Annotated in this window: 17 protein-coding genes and 2 tRNA genes; 10 read left to right on the top strand and 9 right to left on the bottom strand. The window is 63.7% G+C overall.

All coding sequences use genetic code 11. The features are described from left to right. Window positions 1-18 precede the first annotated feature (18 nt). The 3 genes from HMJ39_RS09015 to HMJ39_RS09005 form a co-directional block, all read right to left on the bottom strand. Entirely contained in the window at window positions 19-1,629 is a 1,611-nt protein-coding gene (locus tag HMJ39_RS09015; RefSeq protein WP_194297054.1) for an acyl-CoA carboxylase subunit beta, read from the bottom strand. After that, window positions 1,626-2,501, bottom strand: a complete 876-nt coding sequence (locus HMJ39_RS09010; protein WP_194297053.1) for an SDR family oxidoreductase — start codon at window positions 2,499-2,501, stop codon at window positions 1,626-1,628. Before HMJ39_RS09010 ends, HMJ39_RS09015 begins: the two co-directional genes overlap by 4 nt. Window positions 2,502-2,712: 211 nt before the next feature. Beyond that, window positions 2,713-4,500 carry an acyclic terpene utilization AtuA family protein gene (locus HMJ39_RS09005; protein ID WP_194297052.1) on the bottom strand — a complete coding sequence of 596 codons (1,788 nt, stop codon included), beginning with the start codon at window positions 4,498-4,500 and terminating at the stop codon, window positions 2,713-2,715. A gap of 204 nt (window positions 4,501-4,704) precedes the next feature. Here HMJ39_RS09005 and HMJ39_RS09000 point away from each other — a divergent pair, with 204 nt between their 5' ends. The 10 genes from HMJ39_RS09000 (at window position 4,705) to HMJ39_RS08955 (ending at window position 14,297) form a co-directional block, all read left to right on the top strand. Beyond that, on the top strand, window positions 4,705-5,298 hold the full coding sequence (locus HMJ39_RS09000) for a TetR/AcrR family transcriptional regulator (protein WP_194297051.1): 594 nt from the start codon (window positions 4,705-4,707) through the stop codon (window positions 5,296-5,298). After that, complete coding sequence (locus HMJ39_RS08995; protein ID WP_194297050.1) at window positions 5,295-5,483, top strand: hypothetical protein; 189 nt, start codon at window positions 5,295-5,297, stop codon at window positions 5,481-5,483. The genes HMJ39_RS09000 and HMJ39_RS08995 overlap by 4 nt, the downstream gene beginning before the upstream one ends. A gap of 87 nt (window positions 5,484-5,570) precedes the next feature. Next, window positions 5,571-5,646: transfer RNA gene (locus HMJ39_RS08990), tRNA-Val, on the top strand. Window positions 5,647-5,682: 36 nt separating this feature from the next. Next, a tRNA-Asp gene (locus tag HMJ39_RS08985) sits at window positions 5,683-5,759 on the top strand. A gap of 621 nt (window positions 5,760-6,380) precedes the next feature. Then, window positions 6,381-7,742, top strand: a complete 1,362-nt coding sequence (locus HMJ39_RS08980; protein WP_194297049.1) for a hypothetical protein — start codon at window positions 6,381-6,383, stop codon at window positions 7,740-7,742. 65 nt (window positions 7,743-7,807) lie between these two features. After that, window positions 7,808-8,881 carry a cyclic nucleotide-binding domain-containing protein gene (locus HMJ39_RS08975; protein WP_194297048.1) on the top strand — a complete coding sequence of 358 codons (1,074 nt, stop codon included), beginning with the start codon at window positions 7,808-7,810 and terminating at the stop codon, window positions 8,879-8,881. A gap of 48 nt (window positions 8,882-8,929) precedes the next feature. Then, window positions 8,930-9,820 (top strand): NAD(+) kinase, encoded by an 891-nt coding sequence (locus HMJ39_RS08970; RefSeq protein ID WP_194297047.1) that lies wholly within the window; start codon window positions 8,930-8,932, stop codon window positions 9,818-9,820. Between the two features lie 354 nt (window positions 9,821-10,174). Next, entirely contained in the window at window positions 10,175-10,459 is a 285-nt protein-coding gene (locus HMJ39_RS08965) for a YeaC family protein (protein ID WP_161383058.1), read from the top strand. Beyond that, window positions 10,459-13,089: an aminopeptidase N gene (gene pepN / locus HMJ39_RS08960; RefSeq protein ID WP_194297046.1), complete on the top strand. Its 2,631-nt coding sequence runs from the start codon at window positions 10,459-10,461 to the stop codon at window positions 13,087-13,089. The genes HMJ39_RS08965 and pepN overlap by 1 nt, the downstream gene beginning before the upstream one ends. A 209-nt stretch (window positions 13,090-13,298) precedes the next feature. Further along, window positions 13,299-14,297, top strand: a complete 999-nt coding sequence (locus HMJ39_RS08955) for a quinone-dependent dihydroorotate dehydrogenase (protein ID WP_194297045.1) — start codon at window positions 13,299-13,301, stop codon at window positions 14,295-14,297. A 22-nt stretch (window positions 14,298-14,319) separates the two neighbouring features. On the opposite strand, the gene HMJ39_RS08950 is transcribed toward HMJ39_RS08955, so the two are convergent. The 6 genes from HMJ39_RS08950 to styB all read right to left on the bottom strand — a co-directional run bounded on the left by HMJ39_RS08950 (window position 14,320) and on the right by styB (window position 20,794). Then, on the bottom strand, window positions 14,320-14,934 hold the full coding sequence (locus tag HMJ39_RS08950; RefSeq protein WP_194297044.1) for a response regulator transcription factor: 615 nt from the start codon (window positions 14,932-14,934) through the stop codon (window positions 14,320-14,322). Next, on the bottom strand, window positions 14,927-17,863 hold the full coding sequence (locus HMJ39_RS08945) for an ATP-binding protein (protein WP_194297043.1): 2,937 nt from the start codon (window positions 17,861-17,863) through the stop codon (window positions 14,927-14,929). Before HMJ39_RS08945 ends, HMJ39_RS08950 begins: the two co-directional genes overlap by 8 nt. A gap of 105 nt (window positions 17,864-17,968) precedes the next feature. After that, window positions 17,969-18,292 (bottom strand): EthD family reductase, encoded by a 324-nt coding sequence (locus HMJ39_RS08940; protein WP_194297042.1) that lies wholly within the window; start codon window positions 18,290-18,292, stop codon window positions 17,969-17,971. Between the two features lie 9 nt (window positions 18,293-18,301). After that, a complete protein-coding gene (locus HMJ39_RS08935) occupies window positions 18,302-19,675 on the bottom strand; it encodes an OmpP1/FadL family transporter (protein WP_194297041.1) in 1,374 nt (457 codons plus the stop codon). Window positions 19,676-19,738: 63 nt separating this feature from the next. Further along, window positions 19,739-20,215, bottom strand: a complete 477-nt coding sequence (styC, locus tag HMJ39_RS08930) for a styrene-oxide isomerase StyC (protein ID WP_194297040.1) — start codon at window positions 20,213-20,215, stop codon at window positions 19,739-19,741. A 63-nt stretch (window positions 20,216-20,278) separates the two neighbouring features. Continuing rightward, entirely contained in the window at window positions 20,279-20,794 is a 516-nt protein-coding gene (gene styB, locus HMJ39_RS08925) for a styrene monooxygenase NADH-dependent flavin reductase subunit StyB (RefSeq protein WP_194297039.1), read from the bottom strand. Between the last annotated feature and the right edge of the window lie 42 nt (window positions 20,795-20,836).

The raw sequence follows: 20,836 nt of genomic DNA, 5'->3' as shown, positions 1-20,836 counted from the left end.
TTCACTTTTAACTGCTCTCTATAGTCGTGCCACGCCAAACGTATTGGCGTGCGGTTCCCGCTGCTCCGCCTGGCGGAAGATGTCGAGCACGTAGGCCAGCACCTTGCGCGTGTCGCGGGGGTCGATGATGCCGTCGTCCCAGAGCCGCGCGGTGGCGTACAGCGCGGTGGACTGGGCGTCCAGTTTCTCGGCGGTGCTTTGCTGCAGCATGTCCAGCACCTTCTCGTCCGGTTCCAGGCCGTTGGCCTTTTGTTTCGCCTCGGCGACGATGCGCAGCACCATGCCGGCCTGCTGGCCGCCCATCACCGCCACCCGGCTGTTGGGCCAGGCGAAGATGAAGCGCGGGTCCAGGCCACGGCCGCACATGGCGTAGTTGCCGGCGCCGTAGGAACCGCCCACCAGGATCGACACCTTGGGCACCCGGGCATTGGCCACCGCCTGGATCATTTTCGAGCCGTGCTTGATCACGCCGTTCTGTTCCGCGTCGGTGCCGACCATGAAACCGGTGGTGTTGTGAAGAAACAGAAGAGGCCGGCGGGTCTGATCGCAGAGCTGGATGAACTGCGCCGCCTTGGCGGCGCCGCGCGGCGTGATCGGGCCGTTGTTGCCGAGCACGCCCACCGGCTGGCCCTCGATCTCGATCCAGCCGCACAGGGTGGCCGCGTCCCAATCGTTCTTGAAATCGAGGAAGTCGGAATCGTCGGCGATGCGCGCGATGATCTCGCGCACGTCATAGGGTTTCTTGGCGTCGTCGGGCACCACGCCCAGCAGTTCCTCGGCGTCGTAGCGGGGCGGCCGCCAGTCGCCGGCGGGCGCCGGGGCGTCGCGCAGGCCCAGCTTCTTCATGATGTCGCGGGCGTGGCGAATGCCGTCTGCGTCGTTCTCCGCCAGGTACTCGGCGGTGCCGGCCACCCCGGTGTGCATTTCCGCGCCGCCCAGATCCTCGTCGGTGGCGATCTCGCCGGTGGCGGCCTTGAGCAGGGGGGGGCCGGCCAGGAACATCTTGGCGCGGTTGCGCACCAGCACCACATAGTCCGACAGCCCCGGCTGGTAGGCGCCGCCGGCGGTGGCGTTGCCGTGCACCACGGTGATCTGTGGCACCCCGGCGGCGGACAGCCGCGCCTGGTTGGCGAAGCTGCGCGCGCCTTCCACGAACACGTCGGCGGCGTAGTTCAGGTTGGCGCCGCCGGACTCCACCAGGCTCACCATGGGCAGCCGGTTCTCCAGGGCGATCTTCTGCAGGCGCAGGGTCTTGTACAGGCCGGACGGGGTCACCGTGCCGCCCTTGATCGCCGAGTTGGAGGCGGTCACCAGGCAGCGCACGCCGCACACATAGCCGATGCCGGCGATGGTGCCGCCGCCGGCCTCGGTGCCGTCCTTGTCGTCGTGCATTTTGTAGCCGGCCAGGTTCATCAGGCTGAGAAACGGCGAGCCCGGGTCCAGCAGTCGCGCCACCCGTTCATGGGGCAGCAGTTGACCGCGTTTTTCGAACTTTTCGCGCTTGCCTTCGGCGGTGTCCACCACCCCCTGCTCGATGGCGCGGAATTCCTCCACCGCCTTGAGCAGGGCTTCGCGGTTGTGCCGGTACGCCTCGCTGTGAGGGTCCAGGGCGGAGTCGAGCACGGTCATTGGATGTCCTTCAGTACGGCCGGCACGACGGCCCGGTGGAAGCCGTCGTAGGGTTTGGAATTGGCGTGGTCGGGCAGCGGGAACATGGCCACGTTGCCCTGGCTGGCGCCGCCGTCGATGCGCAGCGTGTCGCCGTTGATGAAGGCGGCGCCCTCGCTGAGCAGGAAACAGATCGCCGAGGACACCTCCGCCTCCATGCCCAGGCGCTTGAGCGGCACCGCGTCGCGCAGGGTCTTGATGGTTTGCTGCATGCTTTCCGGATAGGTGTCCATGCCGGAGGAGGCGATCCAGCCCGGCGCCACCGCGTTCACGCGCACGCCGGCGCAGGCCCATTCCAGGGACGCGGTCTTGGTGAAGTTGTCCATGCCGGCGCGGGCGGCGCCGGAGTGGCCCATGCCGGGCATGCCGCCCCACATGTCGGCGACGATATTGACGATGCTGCCGCCGTTCTTGTTCATGCCCTGCATGAACACTTCCCGGGCCATCAGAAAACCGCCGGTGAGGTTGGTGCGGATCACCGTCTCCCAGCCTTTCTGGCTGATCAGCGCCACCGGCGAGGGGAACTGGCCGCCGGCGTTGTTGACCAGGCCGTCCACCTGGCCCACGGCGTTATAAATGGCGGCCACGGCGTCGCGCACCTTGTCCTCGTCGCGGATGTCGCAGGCGAAGCAGAGCGCTTCCTGGCCGGTGTCCTCGAGAATCTCCCCGGCCACCACCTGGAGTTTGTCCTGCTTGCGGCCGAGCAGCACCACCCGGGCGCCCAGGGCGGCCAGCTCATGGGCGGTGCAGCGGCCGATGCCGGAGCCGCCGCCGGTGACGATCACGGTCTTGCCGGCGAACAGGTCGTCGCGGAATACGGAACGGTACGGCATTCAGAATATCCTCACTGCAATTCATTTAAGTCGGTGGCGCCGGCGGCGCCGTTACAGGATGCAGGATTCAGGATGCAGGCGCGGATCGGTTGCTCGTGATGCCAGAAGCCGTGCCCGCGAATAAACTTTTCAGCGCGAAGTCTGGGGCAAGCAGCCTCCACGAACCTTTCTTCGCGCCTGCATCCTGAATCCTGCATCCTGAATCGCGCGCCTAGAGCGCGCTCACCTCGCTGGCGATGTCCTGGCTCACCGGAATCGGCATGTCCAGCAACTGCTGGGCGAACGCCTTGCCCTGCGGGTCGATGCGCAGGCTGGCGATGCCGCCGCCGCCGAGGGCGTGGCGCAGCAGGAAATTGAAAGCGTGGAAACCGGGCAGCTCCCAATGGCTCACGGTGCCGTGCTCCGGGTCCAGCACATGCTGCATGTAGTCGGCCACGGCGCCGTCGGTGAGCGCCGCGCGCAGGTAGGGCAGGTACTCCGGTTTGCGCGCCATGACGCCGATGTTGGCGTGGTCGCCCTTGTCCCCGGAACGCGCCCAGGCCAGCTTCACCAGCGGCACGCTCACCTCGCCCACGGCGGTGTCGGTGCCCTGGCTGAAGGCCAGGGAGGCCGGGTCCAGGGGCTCGCCCACCGGCACGCCCACCTCCACCGGCTCGCCGTCCAGGTCCACGGTGGCGGTTACGTCCACCTTGGGCACCAGGGTGGAGAACAAGCGGATGCGCGGCACCGGCTTGGGCCGCCCGCCCACCAGGCCGGACAGGCCCGGCGCCATGCCGGTGGCGGCCTGGGCGATTTCCCGGGCGAACAGGCCCAGGGCCTTGCGGTCGTCGTGCAGGGCGGCGATTTTCACCACCACCTCGCGGGTGTCGTCGCGGCGGGCGTGGGCGCCGTAGGTGGCCTCGCTGCCGAGGATTTCCACGCTGGTGTCGCGGAACGGCGCCAGGCCCAGGGCCTGGAACTGGGCGCCGGTCTTTTTGAGGATGGCGTCCGCCACCACCCGGCCCTTGGTGGGGGCGTCGATGCCCGCCATCAGGAAGGACACGGTGATGCGCTGGCCGTCCGGCCAGGTGGCGGACACCTTGTAGGTATCGGTGGGCGGCCGGCCCCGGGCGCCGCTCACCCGCACCCGGTTCTCGCCGTCCTGTTCCAGGGTCACGGCGGTGAAGTCGCACACCACGTCGGGCAGGATGTAGGCGCGCGGGTCGCCGATCTCATAGAGCACCTGCTCGCCCACCGTGGCCGGTGTCACCAGGCCGCCGGTGTCGGCGGGTTTGGTGACCACGAACTGGCCGTCGGCGTGGCACTCGGCGATGGGAAAGCCCATGTCGTGGAAATCGGGCACCTCCCGCCAGTCGGTGAAGTTGCCGCCGGTGCACTGGGCGCCGCACTCGATCACGTGGCCGGCCAGGGAACCCTGGGCAAGCTTGTCGTAATCGTCGTCGGCCCACTGGAATTCGTGCATCAGCGGGCCCAGCACCAGGGAGGAGTCCGCCACCCGGCCGGTGAGCACCAGGTCGGCGCCGGCGTCCAGGGCCGCCTGGATCGGCAGGGCGCCCAGGTAGGCGTTCATGGTCAGGGTCATGGGCGGCAGCGAGGCGCCGCTGTCCAGCTCCTTGCAAGCGGCGAACTGGTCGCGCCGGCCGTTCAGGTCGTCGCCCTCCACCAGGGCGATCTTGAGATCCACGCCGGCCTCGGCGAACACCGCCCGCAGCGCTTCCCGGCAGGCACGGGGATTAACGCCGCCGGCGTTGCTGATCACCTTGATGTTCTTGTCCTTGATCTCCTTGGCCAGGGGCGCCATCACCTGGTGCACGAAATCGTGGGCGTAGCCCGCGGACGGGTCCTTCATGCGCGCGCCGGCCATGATCGACAGGGTGACCTCGGCCAGATAGTCGAACACCAGATAGTCGATGTCGCCTTTGCGCACCAATTGGAAGGCGGCGCTGTTGGTGTCGCCCCAGAAGGCCGCGGCGCAGCCGATACGGACGGGATCGCTCATGGGACCGGCTCCTGATTGCCGTGATTGATGGGATTCCGTAAGCTACCAAGCAAGCGCTTGGTTTGGCAAGAGGCAAGCTACCAGCAGGGCATGAGCAGGGCATGCTGTAGGAGCGGCTTCAGCCGCGATAGGGCCTGCTTGAAGCTTACCGCTTGCGACTCGCGGCTTGCCGTCTTTTAATGCGCCGCCAGGAGGAACGACCCCATGCCCGACAATCCGTCCATCCACGGCATCGATGATTCGCCCCGGGGCCGGCTGCTGAGCGCCGCCGCCCAGCTGTTCCGCGCCAAGGGGTTCGACCGCACCACGGTGCGTGACATCGCCGCCGCCGTGGGCATTCAGAGCGGCTCCATCTTCCATCACTTCAAGACCAAGGAGGACATCCTCTACGCGGTGATGGAGGAGGTGATTCGCTTCAATACCGAGCGCCTGCGCCAGGCGGTGGCGTCGGCGGACACACCCCTGGAGCGCCTGCGCAACCTGGTGCGCGCGGAGCTCACCGCCACCGTGGGCGACACCCGCGAGGCGATGACGGTGATGGTCCAGGAGTGGCGCTGCCTCGGCGAGGACAACCAGCGCCGCGCGCTGGCCCTGCGCGACGTCTACGAGCGGCTGTGGCTGGACGTGCTCGGCGATCTGCACGCCGAGGGCGCGTTCCGCGCCGATCCCTTCATCCTGCGCCGCCTGATCACCGGCATGATCGGCTGGACCCCGAACTGGTTCAGCACCAACCGGCGCCTGTCCCTGGACGACCTGGCGGACATCGTGGTCGAGCGGGTGGTGGGGGAGCGGTCATGATCGGCAACGGCTACCCCTGGGGCGACGGCTACACCATCATGGAGGAGGGCGAGCTCGACCGGGACACCTGGCAACTGCGCGTGAGCCACTATCTGGTGGCCGGCCCGGACGGCCGCGCGCTGCCCCGACGCTTCCCGACCCTGGACGCCGCCAAGGCGTTCATCGACGATCAGGACAAATTATGACCGAACGGTGTCGCCGGGTGAAAAAAGCCGTTGACACCCCGGGCCCAATCCCTAAAATGGCGCCCACTTCGCGACGCGAAGCACCCAGGGTGGTTAGCTCAGCTGGGAGAGCATCTGCCTTACAAGCAGAGGGTCGGCGGTTCGATCCCGTCACCACCCACCAGTTTCCCACCGGGCTTGAGAGCCCACGGGGAGAGTCGGAGCGGTAGTTCAGTTGGTTAGAATACCGGCCTGTCACGCCGGGGGTCGCGGGTTCGAGTCCCGTCCGCTCCGCCACTTCTTCATGATCCTTCCTCCTTAATTGTTTGTAAGGTTGAAGTTCAGGGCATCGGCTCACGCCGGTGCCCTTTTTCTATGTGGCGCCGAAACCATACCGCTGGGGAACTCCCGGCGGATTTCTCCCTCCAAATACCCGAACGGCCACGGGAACGGCCGTTCATCAAGCCGTCACAACCCGGCGGCTATTCTCCACACGACCAACAGCAAAGCAGAGAAAGCAAAGAAAGAAAGGAGTACACCATGGACGAATATCTCGAAGAGCAACTGGAACAAAAACTGTGGCTGGAAAGCCTCGACGAACTCGATGACGACCTGTGCGACGACGGCGTGGAGCTGTAGCTCCGGCCTCCGTCGCCAACCCGCTTCCCTGATCCACCTCTCCAACACCTCTCCCTCGACTCACCCGACTCATCCCGTTTCTCGCCATCCCCGGCGCCGCCGACGTCTTGCCAATTTGGTGACCCGCTTCCTTGTGCTGGCATTACGACACTGCCTATTCTCCGCGCAGGTATGGGGGCCGACGGCGGGGGCCAAGCGTCGCGGCGACTGACCGGCAACGGCAGGGAGTGACGTCCCGTGTCACTGGCCGAAGCCGATAACAACGATAGGAAGGGCGTCATGGCGGGTTCGTCCGTAACCTCCGAAGCGATTCTGTTCTACGACCGCAAGGGCATCGCCAAGAGCATGCTGTACGCCGATTTCGAGGCGATTCTGGACGGCATGGTCGGGGTGCCGGAGTACGCGCGCCGGGAAATGCGCGGCGCCTACTGCCTGGTCAACGGGCAGCTCAAGATCAAGGCCCTGGTGCTGTTTCTGATCGGCTTCGACGAGGACGGCATGGCCGACCACACCTGGAACGTGCCCCTGCGCCACCTGGCCGAGCACGGCGGCCCCGGCCCGGACATGGGCGCCGGGCCGATCCGCCTGGCCTGCCGCAGCCAGTGCCCGGTGGCCTGGCACCAGGATCAGCTCTGGGACCCCTCCATGAAGCCCGGCGCCAACGACTTCGTGGCGGCCCGGGACCTGGTGCGCCAGCGCGGCGCCAAGATGGGCCTGGAGGTGGACGAGGACCTGCCGCCGCCGCGCGCCGTGCCGACCCTCTCCGACGAGCCGGTGCCCACCGTCAAGGCGGCCCGCGCGGATCAGCGCGAGGACGCCGAGCGGGTGCGTCTGGCGCGCACCATCAAGGAATTGCGGCTGCGCATCCACACCCTGGAAAGCGGCCAGAAGGAAGAGCTGGCGCAGCTGCGCTACGCCCAGCAGCAGAAGGAAGAGATTCTCAGCGCCCAGCTGGAAAAGGTGCTGATGCAGTTCAAGACCCTCAAATCCCAGAACGCCGCCCTGCGCGAGCAGAACGGCTCGCTCAAGGCCCAGGTGGAGGCCCTCAACCGCAGCCTGGAGGAGCAGGCCGGCCGCGACGCGGCCCAGGGCAGCGAGGTGGAGCGCCTCACCGAGCAGTACAAGCTCACCCTGGAGCAGCGTCTGGAGGAGGAGCGGGCGCGCCTGGCCGACGAGATTCACACCCGGGAAATGGACGTGCTCAACCGCGACGAGGTGATCGGCCAGCTGCGCGGCGAGCTCTCCGAGCTCAAGCGCGACCAGCTCAAGGTGGCCCACTCCGGCGCCCGCAAGATGCTGGAAAAACTGGAGGATCTGGGCCTCAGCTTCATCGCCTTCCACCCCGGCGCCGGCCATGTCTCGGTGCCCGCCGAGCAGATCTCCGACTACATGGACAACCCGCAGGCGTTCGCCGCCCGCAAGTGCCTGGTCACCGAGGATCACTACCGGGCCTGGCTGGAACACTACGAGAATCCGGTGTGCCAGGTGGTGGTGGGGCCGGAGCAGACGCCCTGCGGCAAACGGGTGATCCGGGTGGATGTGCCCAACCAGTTCAAGCCCGGCGTGTCCGACTGCAATTCCAACCGCTGCCCGCACTGTCGCTCGGATTCCTCCATCGACAATGTGTTGAAGTTCCGGTGAGCGAGAGGTTGGTAAGTTTTTTGCAGGGCTATGAAAAAGAATCCGATGCAAGGGGGAGTCGCGGAATGGCTCAGGAATCCATCGATAAACGCCTGCTGCAGACCTTCGTGCCGGTGAACGCCCTGTCCGGCGACCAGCTCGACTGGCTGCTCGACCAGCAGGAAGTGCGCCGCTACGAAGCCGGCGACATCCTGTTCCGGCAAGGCGACCGGGACAACACCACCATCTATCTGCTCAGCGGCCAGGTGGAGCTGTTCAGCGAACGGGGCGAGCGCACCCTGGTGAGCGCCGGCGACGGCGCCTCCTGGCACCCGCTGGGTCACTTCCAGCCGCGCCGTGACGACTGCCGCGCGCTCACCGAGGTGAGCGTGGTGCGCTTCGACAGCTTCCGCCTGGACACCATCCTGTCCTGGGACCAGTCCGCCGGCTACGTGATCCTCGACATCAACGCCAACGCGGCCTACCAGCACGACCGCGAATGGATGATCCGGCTGCTCAAGTCCAACCTGTTCCACCGGGTGCCGCCGTCCAACATCCTGGAGATCTTCCGGCGCCTCAACGCGCGCCGCTGCAAGGAGGGCGAGGCCATCGTCCGCCAGGGCGACGAGGCGGACTGCTGCTACATCATCAAGGAAGGCGTCTGCGAGGTGGCCATCACCCTGGGCGGGCAGAGCGAGGCCACCCCGGTGGCCATGCTCGAGGAAGGCCAGTGGTTCGGCGAGGAGGCGCTGCTGTCCGGCAAGCCGCGCAACGCCACCGTCACCATGGCCACCGACGGCGTGCTGATGCGCCTGGACCGCCAGGACTTCGACGGCCTGCTGCGCGAACCGGTGGTGCACACCCTGGACGCGGACCAGGCCCGCGAACGGGTCGGCCAGGGCGGCCGCTGGCTGGACGTGCGCACCGCCGACGAATTCGACCAGCAGCACCTGGAAGGCGCCGCCAACATGCCGCTCAGTGCCCTGCGCCTGAAATCCCGCCTGCTGGACCCGGATCGGGCCTACGTGGCCTACTGCGACACCGGCCGGCGTAGCGCCACGGCGGCATTTTTGTTAAAAAACGCCGGTCTGGACGTGTACGTGCTGGATGGCGGCCTCAACGGCAATGCTGATACCCTGCACGAATACCTTACCGAATAGCCGTCCCCGCGCCGCGCGGGGGCCGGCGCTGGCAACGGGCTCCGCAACGTGTCCCAGGAAAAATTTCGCATCATCGGTTTGATCGCCCGCTCGGAAAGCGAACAGGCGCTGTACTCCATGCGCCAGTTGATTCACTTCCTGCACGGCCGCGATTGCACCGTGATTCTCGACAAGGCGATTGCCGACAGCCTCGCTGAAATGGGCCTGCAGGCGGCCAGCACCGCGCAAATGGGCGAGGCCTGCGACCTGATCATCGTGATCGGCGGCGACGGCAGCCTGCTGGGCGCCGCCCGCACCCTGGCCCGCTACGACATCCCGGTGCTGGGCATCAACCGCGGCCACCTGGGGTTCCTCACCGACATCCTGCCCTCGGAAATCGAATCCCGGGTGGGCCAGGTGCTGGACGGCGACTACACCACCGAGCGCCGCTTCCTGCTCGACATGGAAGTGCGCCGGGGCAAGAGCGTGGTGGGGGAGGGCAGCGCCCTCAACGACGTGGTGCTGCTCTCCGGCGACAGCGTCCACATGATCGACTTCGAGCTCGCCATCGACGGGCACTTCGTTTACGCCCAGCGCTCCGACGGCCTGATCGTGTCCACGCCCACCGGCTCCACCGCCTACGCCCTGTCCGGCGGCGGCCCGATCATGCACCCGCGCCTCAACGCCATGGTGATGGTGCCGCTCAACCCGCACACCCTGACCAGCCGGCCCCTGGTGGTGGACGGTGACAGCGAGATCAAGATCCGGATCACCACCGAGAAGGTAAACCCCCTGGTCAGTTGCGACGGCACCGCCGGCATCCGCCTCAAGGTCGACGACGTCATCGCCATCCGCAAGAAGCCCCACCGCCTGCGGCTGATTCACCCCCCGGGGCACGATTTCTACCAGGCCTGCCGCTCCAAGCTGGGCTGGAGCACCCGCCCCGGCGACGGCAATTGAACCCGATCGCGACTGAAGTCGCTCCCACCGCTTCGACCGGGCTGTAGGAGCGGCTTCAGCCGCGATGCCGCCGCCGCGGGCCGTTGGTTGCAAGTCACAAGTTGCAAGTTGAAGCGCGGGCGGGGTCCGGCGAGACGAAAGGCCATGCCCGCGCTTAAGGGAAGGCGAGCCGCGAAAGGTTTTCCCAGCCGAAGGCCGCGGGAAAGCCGCGCGGCCACCTCCATTCAACTTGCAACTTTCAACTTGCAGCGGCCCCTTCGCCGGCAAGGCCCGTCTCGCGCCTGCATCCTGTATCTTGAATCCTGTATCCTTACCCCCCATTCCATAACGCACAGTTTTCGACAGGTACCCGCGATGTCTTCCGCTCCCTCCTTCGACCAGATGATCGATTCCATGACCCTGGAGGTCTGGCACAACATGCGCACCGCCGTGGAAACCGGCCGCTGGCCCGACGGCCGTCAGGTCAGCGACGAGCAGCGCGAGCTGTGCCTGCAGGCGGTGATCGCCTGGGAAATCCGCAACCTGCCCGAGGAGGAGCGCACCGGCTACGTGCCCAGCCACTGCAAGAGCCAGGCCGCCGACGAGGACGGCGAGCAGCCGGTCTCCCTGCGCCCCGCCGGCCGAAACGGAGAACACTGATGAGAGACGGACAGCCCAACCCGGTCACCCGCCTGGCGGACTACCAGCCGCCCGCCTGGCTGATCCCGGACACCACCCTGGATGTGGACCTGCGCGACGGCCACACCCTGGTCACCGCCCGCCTGACCCTGCGCCGCAACCCGGAGCGCGCCGACAAGCCCGAGGATCTGGTGCTCGATGGCGAGCACCTGGAGCTGCGTTCGCTGACCCTGGACGGCCGTGAACTGAACCCCGGCGACGACTACCGCCTGGACGGCCCGAAGCTGGTGATCCCCGGCGCCCCGGACGCCTTCACCCTGACCTCCGTGGTGCGCATCGAGCCGGAAAAGAACACCGCCCTGGAGGGCCTGTACCGCTCCAACGGCATGTACTGCACGCAATGCGAGGCGGAAGGCTTCCGCCGCATCACCTTTTTCCCGGATCGCCCGGACGTGCTCAGCCGCTTCACCACCACCATCCACGCCGACAAGAGCGCCTACCCGCTGCTGCTCTCCAACGGCAACCCGGTGGACGCCGGCGAGGAAGAGGGCGACCGCCACTTCGCCACCTGGGAAGACCCGTTCCCCAAACCCTGCTACCTGTTTGCCCTGGTGGCCGGGGACCTGGCCTGCCTGTCGGACACCTTCACCACCGCCTCCGGCCGTGAAGTGGCCCTGCGCCTGTACGCCGAGCACCGCGACCTGGACAAGCTCGACCACGCCATGGATTCACTCAAGCGCGCCATGGCCTGGGACGAACAGGTGTTCGGCCGCGAATACGACCTGGACATCTTCCAGATCGTGGCGGTCAGCCACTTCAACATGGGCGCCATGGAGAACAAGGGCCTCAACATCTTCAACACCTCCTGCGTGCTGGCCCACCCCGACACCACCACCGACGCCGCCTTCGAGCGGGTGGAATCCGTGGTCGCCCACGAATACTTCCACAACTGGAGCGGCAACCGGGTCACCTGCCGCGATTGGTTCCAGCTCAGCCTCAAGGAAGGCTTCACCGTGTTCCGCGACCAGGAGTTCTCCTCGGACATGAACTCCCGCGCCGTGGTGCGGGTGGAAAACGTGGATTTCCTGGTCAACCATCAGTTCCCCGAGGACCAGGGCCCCATGGCCCACCCGGTGCGCCCGGCGGCCTACCAGAAGATCGACAACTTCTACACCCTGACCGTCTACGAGAAGGGCGCCGAGATCGTGCGCATGCAGCATCAGTTGCTCGGCGCCAAGGACTTCCGCCGCGCCACCGACCTCTACTTCGAGCGCTTCGACGGCCAGGCGGTTACCTGCGACGACTTCGTGGCCTGCATGGAAGAAGTGTCCGGGCTCGACCTGACCCAGTTCAAACGCTGGTACAGCCAGGCCGGCACCCCGGTGCTCACGGTCACCGACGACTACCGGGATGGCGAATACCAGCTCACCATTGAGCAGCACACCCCGGCCACCCCCGGCGAACCGGACAAGCAGCCGCTGATGATCCCGATCAAACTGGCCCTCCTGGACGGCCAGGGCCGGCCGCTGCCCCTGGACGACCAGGGCGGCACCGAAACCGTGGCGATCCTGCGCGAGCCCCGCCAGGTGTTCCGCTTCCGGCTGCCGGAACAGCCCACGCCGTCCCTGCTACGCGGCTTCTCCGCGCCGGTGTCGCTGCGCTACGACTTCAGCGAGGAGCAGCTCGTCACGCTGCTGGCCCACGACAGCGACGGCTTCTGCCGCTGGGATGCCGCTCAGCGCCTCTACTTCGCCGCCCTGGCGCGCATCATCGACGATGGCGAAAGCGCCGCCGACCAGTTGCCCCGGCTCGCCCCGGTGCTGGAGCGGGTCATCGCCCGCGCCGCCGAGGACCCGGCCCAGGCCGCGCTGCTGCTCGGCCTGCCCGCCGAAAACGCGGTCGGCGACCGCCACGCGCCGCTGCGCCCGCAACGGGTCCATCAGGCGGTGAGCGGCCTGCGCGCCGCTCTCGGCGAGGCCCTGGCCGACCACTGGTGGCGCCTGGCCGAGCAGTTCGACGAGCCCCGCTACCAGAGCGGCGGCGATGCCATGGGCCGCCGCCGTCTGCGCCGGCTGGCCCTCGCCTACCTGGCCGCCGCCGCCGGGCAGGGCGCCCTCGACGCGACCAGGGTGGGCGAATACCTGGGCCGCGACTTCGACCAGCCGACCTGCATGACCAACGCCCAGGGCGCCCTGCGCGACCTGGTGCACAACGGCCTGGACGACCAGGGCCGCCTGGCCCGCTTCGCCGAGCAATGGGCCGATGAACCGCTGGTCATGGACCAGTGGTTCGCTATCCAGGCCACCGTGCCCGGCCCGGACACCGTGGCCCGGGCCGAGGCGCTGCTCGACCACCCGGCCTTCGAGTGGACCCTGCCCAACCGGGTGCGCGCGGTGATCGGCACCCTGGTCAACGGCAACCCGTCCGCCTTCCATGCCCCGGACGGCAGCGGCTACGCCCTGTTCGCCCGGGCGCTCAAGAAACTCGATGGCATCAACCCGCAGATCGCCGCCCGGCTCGCCAACGGCGGGGCCCGGCTCAAGCGCCTGGAGCCGGACCTGGCCGGCAAGCTCGGCGACGCCCTGCGTGGCATCCGCCCCGGCGCCTCCGCCAACCTCGCCGAGGTGCTCGACCGCATCCTCGGCGCCTGAAGCGCGATACAGGGTTCAGGATGCAGGATGCAGGCGCGGGGATGGCATGAGTGGGGCCGCGTGGGTGTTCACTCCGCGCTGAGATCCTGTCGTGGCTCTCCGCGCGGGCACGGCCCCGCCGCCGACAGGGCCCTTCTCGCGCCTGTATCCTGCATCCTGAATCCTGCATCGGTGTATACTCCCCGCGCCGATCGCTCTGGAGCCGCCCCGTGTTGTACCGCCTCGCCCGTCCACTGCTGTTTACCCTGTCCGCCGAACAGGCCCACGACCTGACCCTGGACATGCTGCGCCGGGGCGCCGGCAAGCTGCTGCCCGGCACCGTGCCGGACCGGCCGGTTTCGGTGATGGGCCTGGATCTCCCCAACCCGGTGGGTCTGGCCGCCGGCCTGGATAAGAACGGCGACTGCATCGACGGCCTGGCCACCCTGGGCTTCGGTTTCCTGGAAGTGGGCACCGTCACCCCGCGCGCCCAGCCCGGCAACCCCAAGCCGCGCCTGTTCCGCCTGCCCGAGGCCCGCGCCATCATCAACCGCATGGGCTTCAACAACCACGGCGTCGACGCCCTGGTGGCCAATGTCCGCGCCAGCCGCTATCAAGGCGTGCTGGGCATCAACATCGGCAAGAACAAGGACACCCCGGTGGAAAACGCCGTGGACGACTACCTGATCTGCCAGGAGAAGGTCCACGCCCTGGCCAGCTATCTGGTGGTCAATGTGTCCTCGCCGAACACCCCGGGGCTGCGCAGCCTGCAACACGGCGACGCCCTGGACGCGCTGCTCGGCACCCTGCGCGAGGCGCAAACCCGGCTCGACCAGCAAAACGGCAAGCGCGTGCCCCTGGTGATCAAGATCGCCCCGGACAACAACGAGCAGGAACTGGGCGCCATGGCGGAAGCCTTCGTACGCCACGGCATCGACGGCGTGTGCGTCGGCAACACCACCCTGGAGCGCCCCGGCGTGGAACGGCTCCAGCACGGCGGCGAGCAGGGCGGCCTGAGCGGCGCCCCGCTCAAACCCATCGCCGACCGGGCCCTGGCCACCATGCGCCGCGCCCTGGATGGCCGCCTGCCGATCATCGGCGTGGGCGGCATCCAGAGTGGCGCCGACGCCGTCGAGAAGCGGCGCCTGGGCGCCGACCTGGTGCAGGTCTATTCCGGCCTGATCTACCAGGGCCCGGACCTTGTCAGGCAGGTGGTCAGGGCGTGGTAAAGGTCTTGTCGATGGATCGTGACTAGAAAAGGTCAGCGTGACGCTCGACGATACGGACAAGTTCCGCCAGGGACCTGACGGCCAGTTTTTGCATCATGTTGTGCCGGTGTACTTTAACCGTGACCACGGTGACGCCAAGGTCTGCGGCGATTTGCTTGTTGAGCTTGCCGGTCACCGCCTCCTTCAGAACCTCCCGTTCTCTCGGTGTCAGCAGGTTTACCCGTTCTTTCAGACTTGCCCGTTGACTGAGCTCGTCGTGTTTTCTGGCATCCCGTTCTAGCCCCTGTCTCACCGCCGCCAGAAGGTGCTCCTGGTCAACCGGTTTTTGAAGGAACTCGATCGCACCGGACTTGATCGCCTTCACGGACATAGGGATATCCCCGTGCGCGGTGACGAAGACAATCGGGATCATCTCGTTGATCGCAATCAGGTAGTTCTGAAGCTCGACGCCCGTCATCTCCGGCATACTTACATCCAGGACCACACAGCAGGGCCTTTCGAAAGACACCTGGTCCAGAAAGGTTTCCGCGGACTCGCAGGAGACAATCCGAAAACCATGGGAGCGAAGCAGGGTACTTATCGCCTCGCGCATTGAGATATCATCATCGACGATGTAAACGGTGTGCTCTTTAATCATTCTTTTTGTTCTCCAGCGGCAAACTCAGCTGAAACGAAGCGCCTTCGCGCCCGTTCTCATTATCAAGAAGAACGAGATCGCCGCCGAGTCGATTCGCGATCGTTCTGCACAGGGGAAGACCCATTCCCAAGCCATTGGATTTGGTTGTGAAAAACGGCTCGAAAACCCGTGCCCTGACCTCGGAGGCAACGCCTGGCCCGTTATCGGCGACCAAAACCAGGATGGTGTGTGAGCGAAGCCAGACCCGAATTCGAAGTATCTTGCCGCCGTTCCAAGGGCCCGCCCTGGCATCCATGCCATCCATTGCCTCCATGGCATTAAGGACCAGGTTCAGGAGAATCTGCTGCAGTTGCACTTTGTCACTGTTGATCACGGGCAGATCGCGGGCCAGATCAGTGTGGATCTCAATGCCTTTTTTTCGCGCCGTTTCGTTCACATAATCCAGTACGTCGGTAATGAGGGTAGGCCAGGCGACGGGCTGGGAAGTCGTGGCATCCCGCTTCATGAACCCACGAATACGGATGGCTACATTGGCGGCCCGCTCCCCATCTCTCAGAATGCTCTTGATGGCGCCTATGGCCTCGTTGCGGTTCGGAGGGGTATGGGACAGCCATTGCAGCGCGGCCTGGCTATTCGAAACGATGGCGGAGAGCGGCTGATTAATCTCATGCGTGATCGATGCCACCAACTCGCCCATGGATGTGACCCGCATAACGCGAGCCAACTCTAGACGGGCCTCCTCCAGTTCAAGTTCCGCCTTTTTTGTTTCGCTGATGTCCTTCACTACGCCTATCAGCAAGGGAGGAGTGTCCTCGGTTTGTGGTATCACGGAGACACTGGAACTCGTCCAGACCGCTTCCCCCTGTTTGTTGATGAACCGCTTGCGGTGGTGGTAATTGTCGATCTCCCCCGATAGAAGCTGGGTCAGGCGATGGCCGGTAAACGATCGATCGGCTTGGTGGGTTATTTCCATGATCGAACGGCCGAGAAGCTCGTCTGCGCCATATCCGAGCATGCGGCAGAATGCCGGATTGACATTCACGAACATCCAGTTGCCATCCACGGCGGCGATGCCGACCGCGAAGTTTTCATGAATCGCTCGCCAACGGCCTTCCGATTTACGCAATGCATCGACGCTGTTCTGTAGTTCCCTGCGGCCCTCGATCAGTTCCCGGGTAAGCTGAATAAGGTCGGTGTCGCGGGACTTCAATTCCTTCTGTAGTACCAGGCGGGTCTCACGCATCATTAACAGGTTTCGGACCCGTGATAACAGTTCGGGAACAAAAAAAGGCTTGGTGACGTAGTCCTGGACGTATTTCGACAGCAGCTCGTTTTTAACCGTAATGTCCGCATGGGCCGAAAGGACGAGAATGGGAATTTGTCCGGAATCGATACGATTGCGGATCGATTTGATCATCTCATCGCCACTGTATTCCGGCATCATGAGATCGGTCATGATCAGGTCCGGTGGCTCCGTTTCGAGGGCCGCTAGAGCCTGCCGCGCTCCACCGGCGGTTCGCACCCTGTACTCGTTGCCAAGGATACGGCCGATCAGGTTCCTCATCTCGTGGTTGTCATCAACCACCAGGATCAGCGGTCGCCCATTGCCCGGCACATCCGGCGAGGATTCCTCATGAATGCCTTGGCGGGGCACCAGGATGCCCGTCTCGCGCGTCATATCCGTCGGTTTCGGGCGCACCCCCGTGCCACACGGAGCCTTATAGGGCAGTTCAACGCTGAAAACCGCGCCACCCACTGATGAATTGGTGGCCGTGACGATCCCTCCATGAAGATCCACGAACTCCTTTACGATCGCCAGCCCTAGTCCGGTTCCTTTTCTTGAACTTTGAAGGAGGCCATCGCCTTGCTCAAAGCGTTCAAAGATCCTTGTCGCCTGATCGGAGTCGATGCCTGGCCCGGTGTCCTTCACCGTGATAAGAACCCGTTGGGAATCCGGTCTCTCGACGTTACAGCTGATTCGGCCCCCTCGGGGGGTCACACTGAAAGCATTGGAGATCAGATTGAAAACGATCTGACCCAGCCTTTCGGAATCGGCTTCGATCTCCAGCTCATCCGGGACCGTCACCGCGAACGCGATATTGCTTTGGAGGGCGATGGCGTCAAAATGGCTGGCAATTTCCTTAATGAATCCGGCCAGAGGAATGGCTTCATAGAAAAGTTGAACCTTCCCTGCGTCCACCTTCGCCAAGTCCAGAAGCTCATTAACGAGATTGAGCATGGTAATCGCATTTCGACGAATAGCGACGAGATCGGTCTTTTGTCTTTTGGAGAGGCCGATATCGTTTGAGAGAATGTCATCCACCGGGCCAATGATCAGGGACAGCGGAGTTTTTAGTTCATGGCTGATATTGGCGAAAAAGTGATCTTTTTTGTTATCCAAATCACGATTTTTTTCTAGAATTTCCTCCAGTTCGGTGTTCTTTCTGGCGATCTCTGATTCAAATTGCTTTTTTTCGGTTATGTTGCGACCCTCGGCGAGAATGAAGCGGACATTTCCGGCTTCATCCTTCAACGGTGTCAGCGAGTAGTCGGTGATGATCGTTTTTTCACCACTGGCTTCACCATAAACCTCGATATCCCGGCGAATAAATTCGCCATTCGCGGCCCGTTGCACCATCGCGCGCTGCAGGGCCTTGCTCTCCTCCGATAACGCGAACCAGCGAGCTTCCCAGAAGGGAATGCCGACGACGTCTTCAATGCGAAGCCCGGCGCCGCTCAAGGCGGGGACATTGATCTCAAGGATTCGACCGTCGCTGGTAAGAAGCCCGGCGAAGTGGTACATCTGGTCGAGAATGATTCGTGCGAATTTCTCTTTTTGGGTCTGATGGTCATCCCGATGATCAAAATTGACACTGCCAATTCTGAATTTGTCGCCATCGTTGAATATTCTTTTTATGAATTCATGCATGCCAGACCTCTTTGTGCCAACGTGATGCTTGGATCGTCCTCGAAAGCGGTGGCGCGTGAGAGCATGTCAAAAAAGTACGGAGGGTCGTTGACCGCCCGGAATCCTTCAGCCGTCCGCGCCGGCGACCGCATGCTTCACCACCCGCGTCTCCGATGTTATCGTGACGGCGCCTTTGGGGGAGAAGTTTGCGATGTCGCTGGCCAGGAATCCGCCTGCCTCGGAGATCATGGCCTTGGTTAAAGCCTGTTTGTCCTCGAAGGTGGCTTCGAAGTATACAAAGTAAGGAGAGGAATTGTCCTCGGCCACGCTAAACGAGGCGGACAATAAACCAGGAAGATCATGAACCTTTGGAAGATGTCTGGATTCGTAGTAGGAAAGAAAAGCGTCTCGGTCCACCGGGTGGGGGTACAATACCAGAAGTTTTTTCATCATATGCACCTAGAAGCTGAGGGTATAACTAAAAACGAAATTGTTCTGGGACTCCCTGGTTCTGACTGGGTTTCCCGTATTGCTGTTGCCAGGATTGGTCCTGTCGATCTCCAGGTTATGGGAATAGGCAAAGTCCACCCGGCTACGCGGTGATGGCTGATATGAAACACCAGCGGAAAGGATTCGGGTTGGCGTGACGGGGAGTGTTACAAAAAGGTCACGATCAGGAACTACTTGTGTGCCGTGCCGGTATCCGCCCCTTAATACCCAATCGCCAAGGCGATAGGCGGTACCAACCCCCACTATCGTCTGGTTCTTGTAGTTCTGAGGGATCTCCAGGTTCAGGTCGTCACCCTCATTGCTGCTGAAGCGCACATCCAGATCCTTGACCACATCACGCCATAGAACCCTGCTGATATCCAACGAAAGACTCCAGTTCTCGTCGACCTTATGGGTGACTCCGGCGCCAAAGGACGCGGGCATCTGAAAGTCGACGATTCTTACGCGGCCGCTAATCGGTATCTGGCCAGCAACCTGGTCGACGGCCGTCAGCGTGGCATCACCACTCAGATCATTCAGGCGCGTGGCGAAGTTGTAAGCGGCCCCGACGCGAGTGTCCTCGGTCAGAGCCCAGGTCATGCCCACACGTCCGCCCAGGCCCCAGGCGTCAGCGCCGCTGCTCACAGGGTGGTCCCTGGTGAGGCCAAGGTGCGCGCCGTCCAGTGCTGGCAGTGTAGATAGCGTGCCGAGCAGGCTTCCCTCCACGCGCCCATCGGCGATCAGGCCGCCAACCTGGTTGGCTCCAAGCAGCATGTTCAGGTTCAGGCCGCTCCACACGGCATCGATGGAGGCGCCAACGGTCAAGCGGTCATTGAACCGGTAGCTGAGAGCGAAGGGAATATCAACGACCAGCAAGCGGCTGCTGTTATCCAGGCCGGTGGCGGCACCGCTGGACCCCTCGGAAAGAAAGCCTTGTCGCCCGTACTCCGTACCCAGACCGCCTAATGCGAAGGCCCCGGTACCGAGAGACCAGGCGCCCCGAGTCAGGCTGTAGCCAAGTTGAGGGGCAACGTAGGGCCCTCGATTTTTTCCACTGTCCGAAGTGCGCGACCGCTCTCCAGTGACAAGGTCTTCGTTTACGATCCGGGCGGTGATAACATCCGCTCCGACCGTGAATCGACTGCCTTGTGGCGCGATTGACAAGGTGGCGGGGTTGCTCATTATTCCCGCCACCCCGGCATCTTGAGCCATGGCGGTGCCGCCCATGGCCCTGGAGATCGCGCCATAACCTTCCAATCTTAATCCCTCGGTCGCCCAGGTTCCCGGAGACAGAGTGAGTATTGGGCCGCCTAGCAGGGCAGCGACCAGTTTATGATTTCGCATGGTGGTTCTCGCCTGTTGTTTTTCTTTCCGTGTCGTGAGGTAAAGACAATGATCGGGGGCGCCTCAGCGCCCCGATCTGATTGCTTTCCAGCCGATCACGAACAAAGCCCACAGAGCCAGAACCCCGAACAGATAGGCGGGCGCCAAAGCGAGGAAGCTGAAAATATTTCCCTCGCCATAGACATTTGGACCAAAGGTCAGGCCACGGTTTTCGGAGAGATTGGAGAAGAAGTAGAAGCCAACGTTGGACCAGCCATCGGCGACGACGATCCAGCCAAGAAGCCGGGCTTTCTTGGGCGAAAAATCAAGGTGAGGAAGGATGAACGCCACGGCAATAACCATCATGCCATTCAGGGCTGGTCCGATGTGCGCCTTCGCCCAACCTTCCGGAGTTCCTGGGACATTGAATTCAAGGATATAACCCGGGATGATCTCGAACCCTCCGACCAGGTTCATCCAAAGAGCCACCCCGAACACCAGGGTGGAGAAGATCATCAAAACACCGTGTCCAGCCATTTTCTTTTCAAATGAGTCAAGCATAATGCCTCCGCGTCTTTATTGTAATTCTGGAATTTGTAGATGTTGTCTTATTTCAATCGCCATTCAAGCGATGGGTGAGGGGTTGTGATGGTATTGACTGGCGAAGAACAATAGTGGCGCTTGGGACGCCGTCTCGGACTGGCCGCAGGCCGTTACTCTGGCGATGAACAAGGTATGGTCATTAACGTCCAGAGTTTTCTCCACTTTGCATTCAAACCAGGCAATGGCATCCGTCAGGGTTCTTGAAGCGTGGCGCCTGGTGAAATTGGGAGGCCGTGCCCCACGAACATCACGTCGGCTGAAATAATTGGAGTATTCCTTGTGTTTTTCGCCCAGGATGCTCACGCCGAAAACACCTTCATCAGAAAGCATGCTGTGCATTTTTCCCGGTTTCAGGGAAATCATGATGGTCGGCGGGTCCAGGCTGATGGAGGTAAAACTGTTGACGGTCGCTCCATGGATATCCCCGTCGGAGTCCTCGGAACTGATCACGCCGATGCCGGTGGCGAATAGAGAGACGGCTCGACGGAAAGACTGTCCGTCAATGTTCTCCGTAACTGAAAGGCTGTTCGCGGTCATTTTCATCTCCTTTCTTGTTTGAGCGGGCTTTCCGGCTGGATG

The organism is Alloalcanivorax profundimaris (genome assembly GCF_015265435.1).
Taxonomy (GTDB): Bacteria; Pseudomonadota; Gammaproteobacteria; order Pseudomonadales; family Alcanivoracaceae; genus Alloalcanivorax; species Alloalcanivorax profundimaris.
Note: the sequence above shows the minus strand (reverse complement) of the source record. Positions and strands in the feature narration are given on the sequence as shown.

Coding starts and splice junctions, on each gene's coding strand:
- HMJ39_RS08980 (WP_194297049.1), top strand. CDS start 6,381: ATGGCGGGTTCGTCCGTAACCTCCGAAGCGATTCTGTTCTACGACCGC.
- HMJ39_RS08935 (WP_194297041.1), bottom strand. CDS start 19,675: ATGCGAAATCATAAACTGGTCGCTGCCCTGCTAGGCGGCCCAATACTC.
- HMJ39_RS08950 (WP_194297044.1), bottom strand. CDS start 14,934: ATGATTAAAGAGCACACCGTTTACATCGTCGATGATGATATCTCAATG.
- styB (WP_194297039.1), bottom strand. CDS start 20,794: ATGACCGCGAACAGCCTTTCAGTTACGGAGAACATTGACGGACAGTCT.
- HMJ39_RS09015 (WP_194297054.1), bottom strand. CDS start 1,629: ATGACCGTGCTCGACTCCGCCCTGGACCCTCACAGCGAGGCGTACCGG.
- HMJ39_RS08940 (WP_194297042.1), bottom strand. CDS start 18,292: ATGAAAAAACTTCTGGTATTGTACCCCCACCCGGTGGACCGAGACGCT.
- HMJ39_RS08965 (WP_161383058.1), top strand. CDS start 10,175: ATGTCTTCCGCTCCCTCCTTCGACCAGATGATCGATTCCATGACCCTG.
- styC (WP_194297040.1), bottom strand. CDS start 20,215: ATGCTTGACTCATTTGAAAAGAAAATGGCTGGACACGGTGTTTTGATG.
- HMJ39_RS09000 (WP_194297051.1), top strand. CDS start 4,705: ATGCCCGACAATCCGTCCATCCACGGCATCGATGATTCGCCCCGGGGC.
- HMJ39_RS09010 (WP_194297053.1), bottom strand. CDS start 2,501: ATGCCGTACCGTTCCGTATTCCGCGACGACCTGTTCGCCGGCAAGACC.
- HMJ39_RS08945 (WP_194297043.1), bottom strand. CDS start 17,863: ATGCATGAATTCATAAAAAGAATATTCAACGATGGCGACAAATTCAGA.
- pepN (WP_194297046.1), top strand. CDS start 10,459: ATGAGAGACGGACAGCCCAACCCGGTCACCCGCCTGGCGGACTACCAG.
- HMJ39_RS08995 (WP_194297050.1), top strand. CDS start 5,295: ATGATCGGCAACGGCTACCCCTGGGGCGACGGCTACACCATCATGGAG.
- HMJ39_RS09005 (WP_194297052.1), bottom strand. CDS start 4,500: ATGAGCGATCCCGTCCGTATCGGCTGCGCCGCGGCCTTCTGGGGCGAC.
- HMJ39_RS08975 (WP_194297048.1), top strand. CDS start 7,808: ATGGCTCAGGAATCCATCGATAAACGCCTGCTGCAGACCTTCGTGCCG.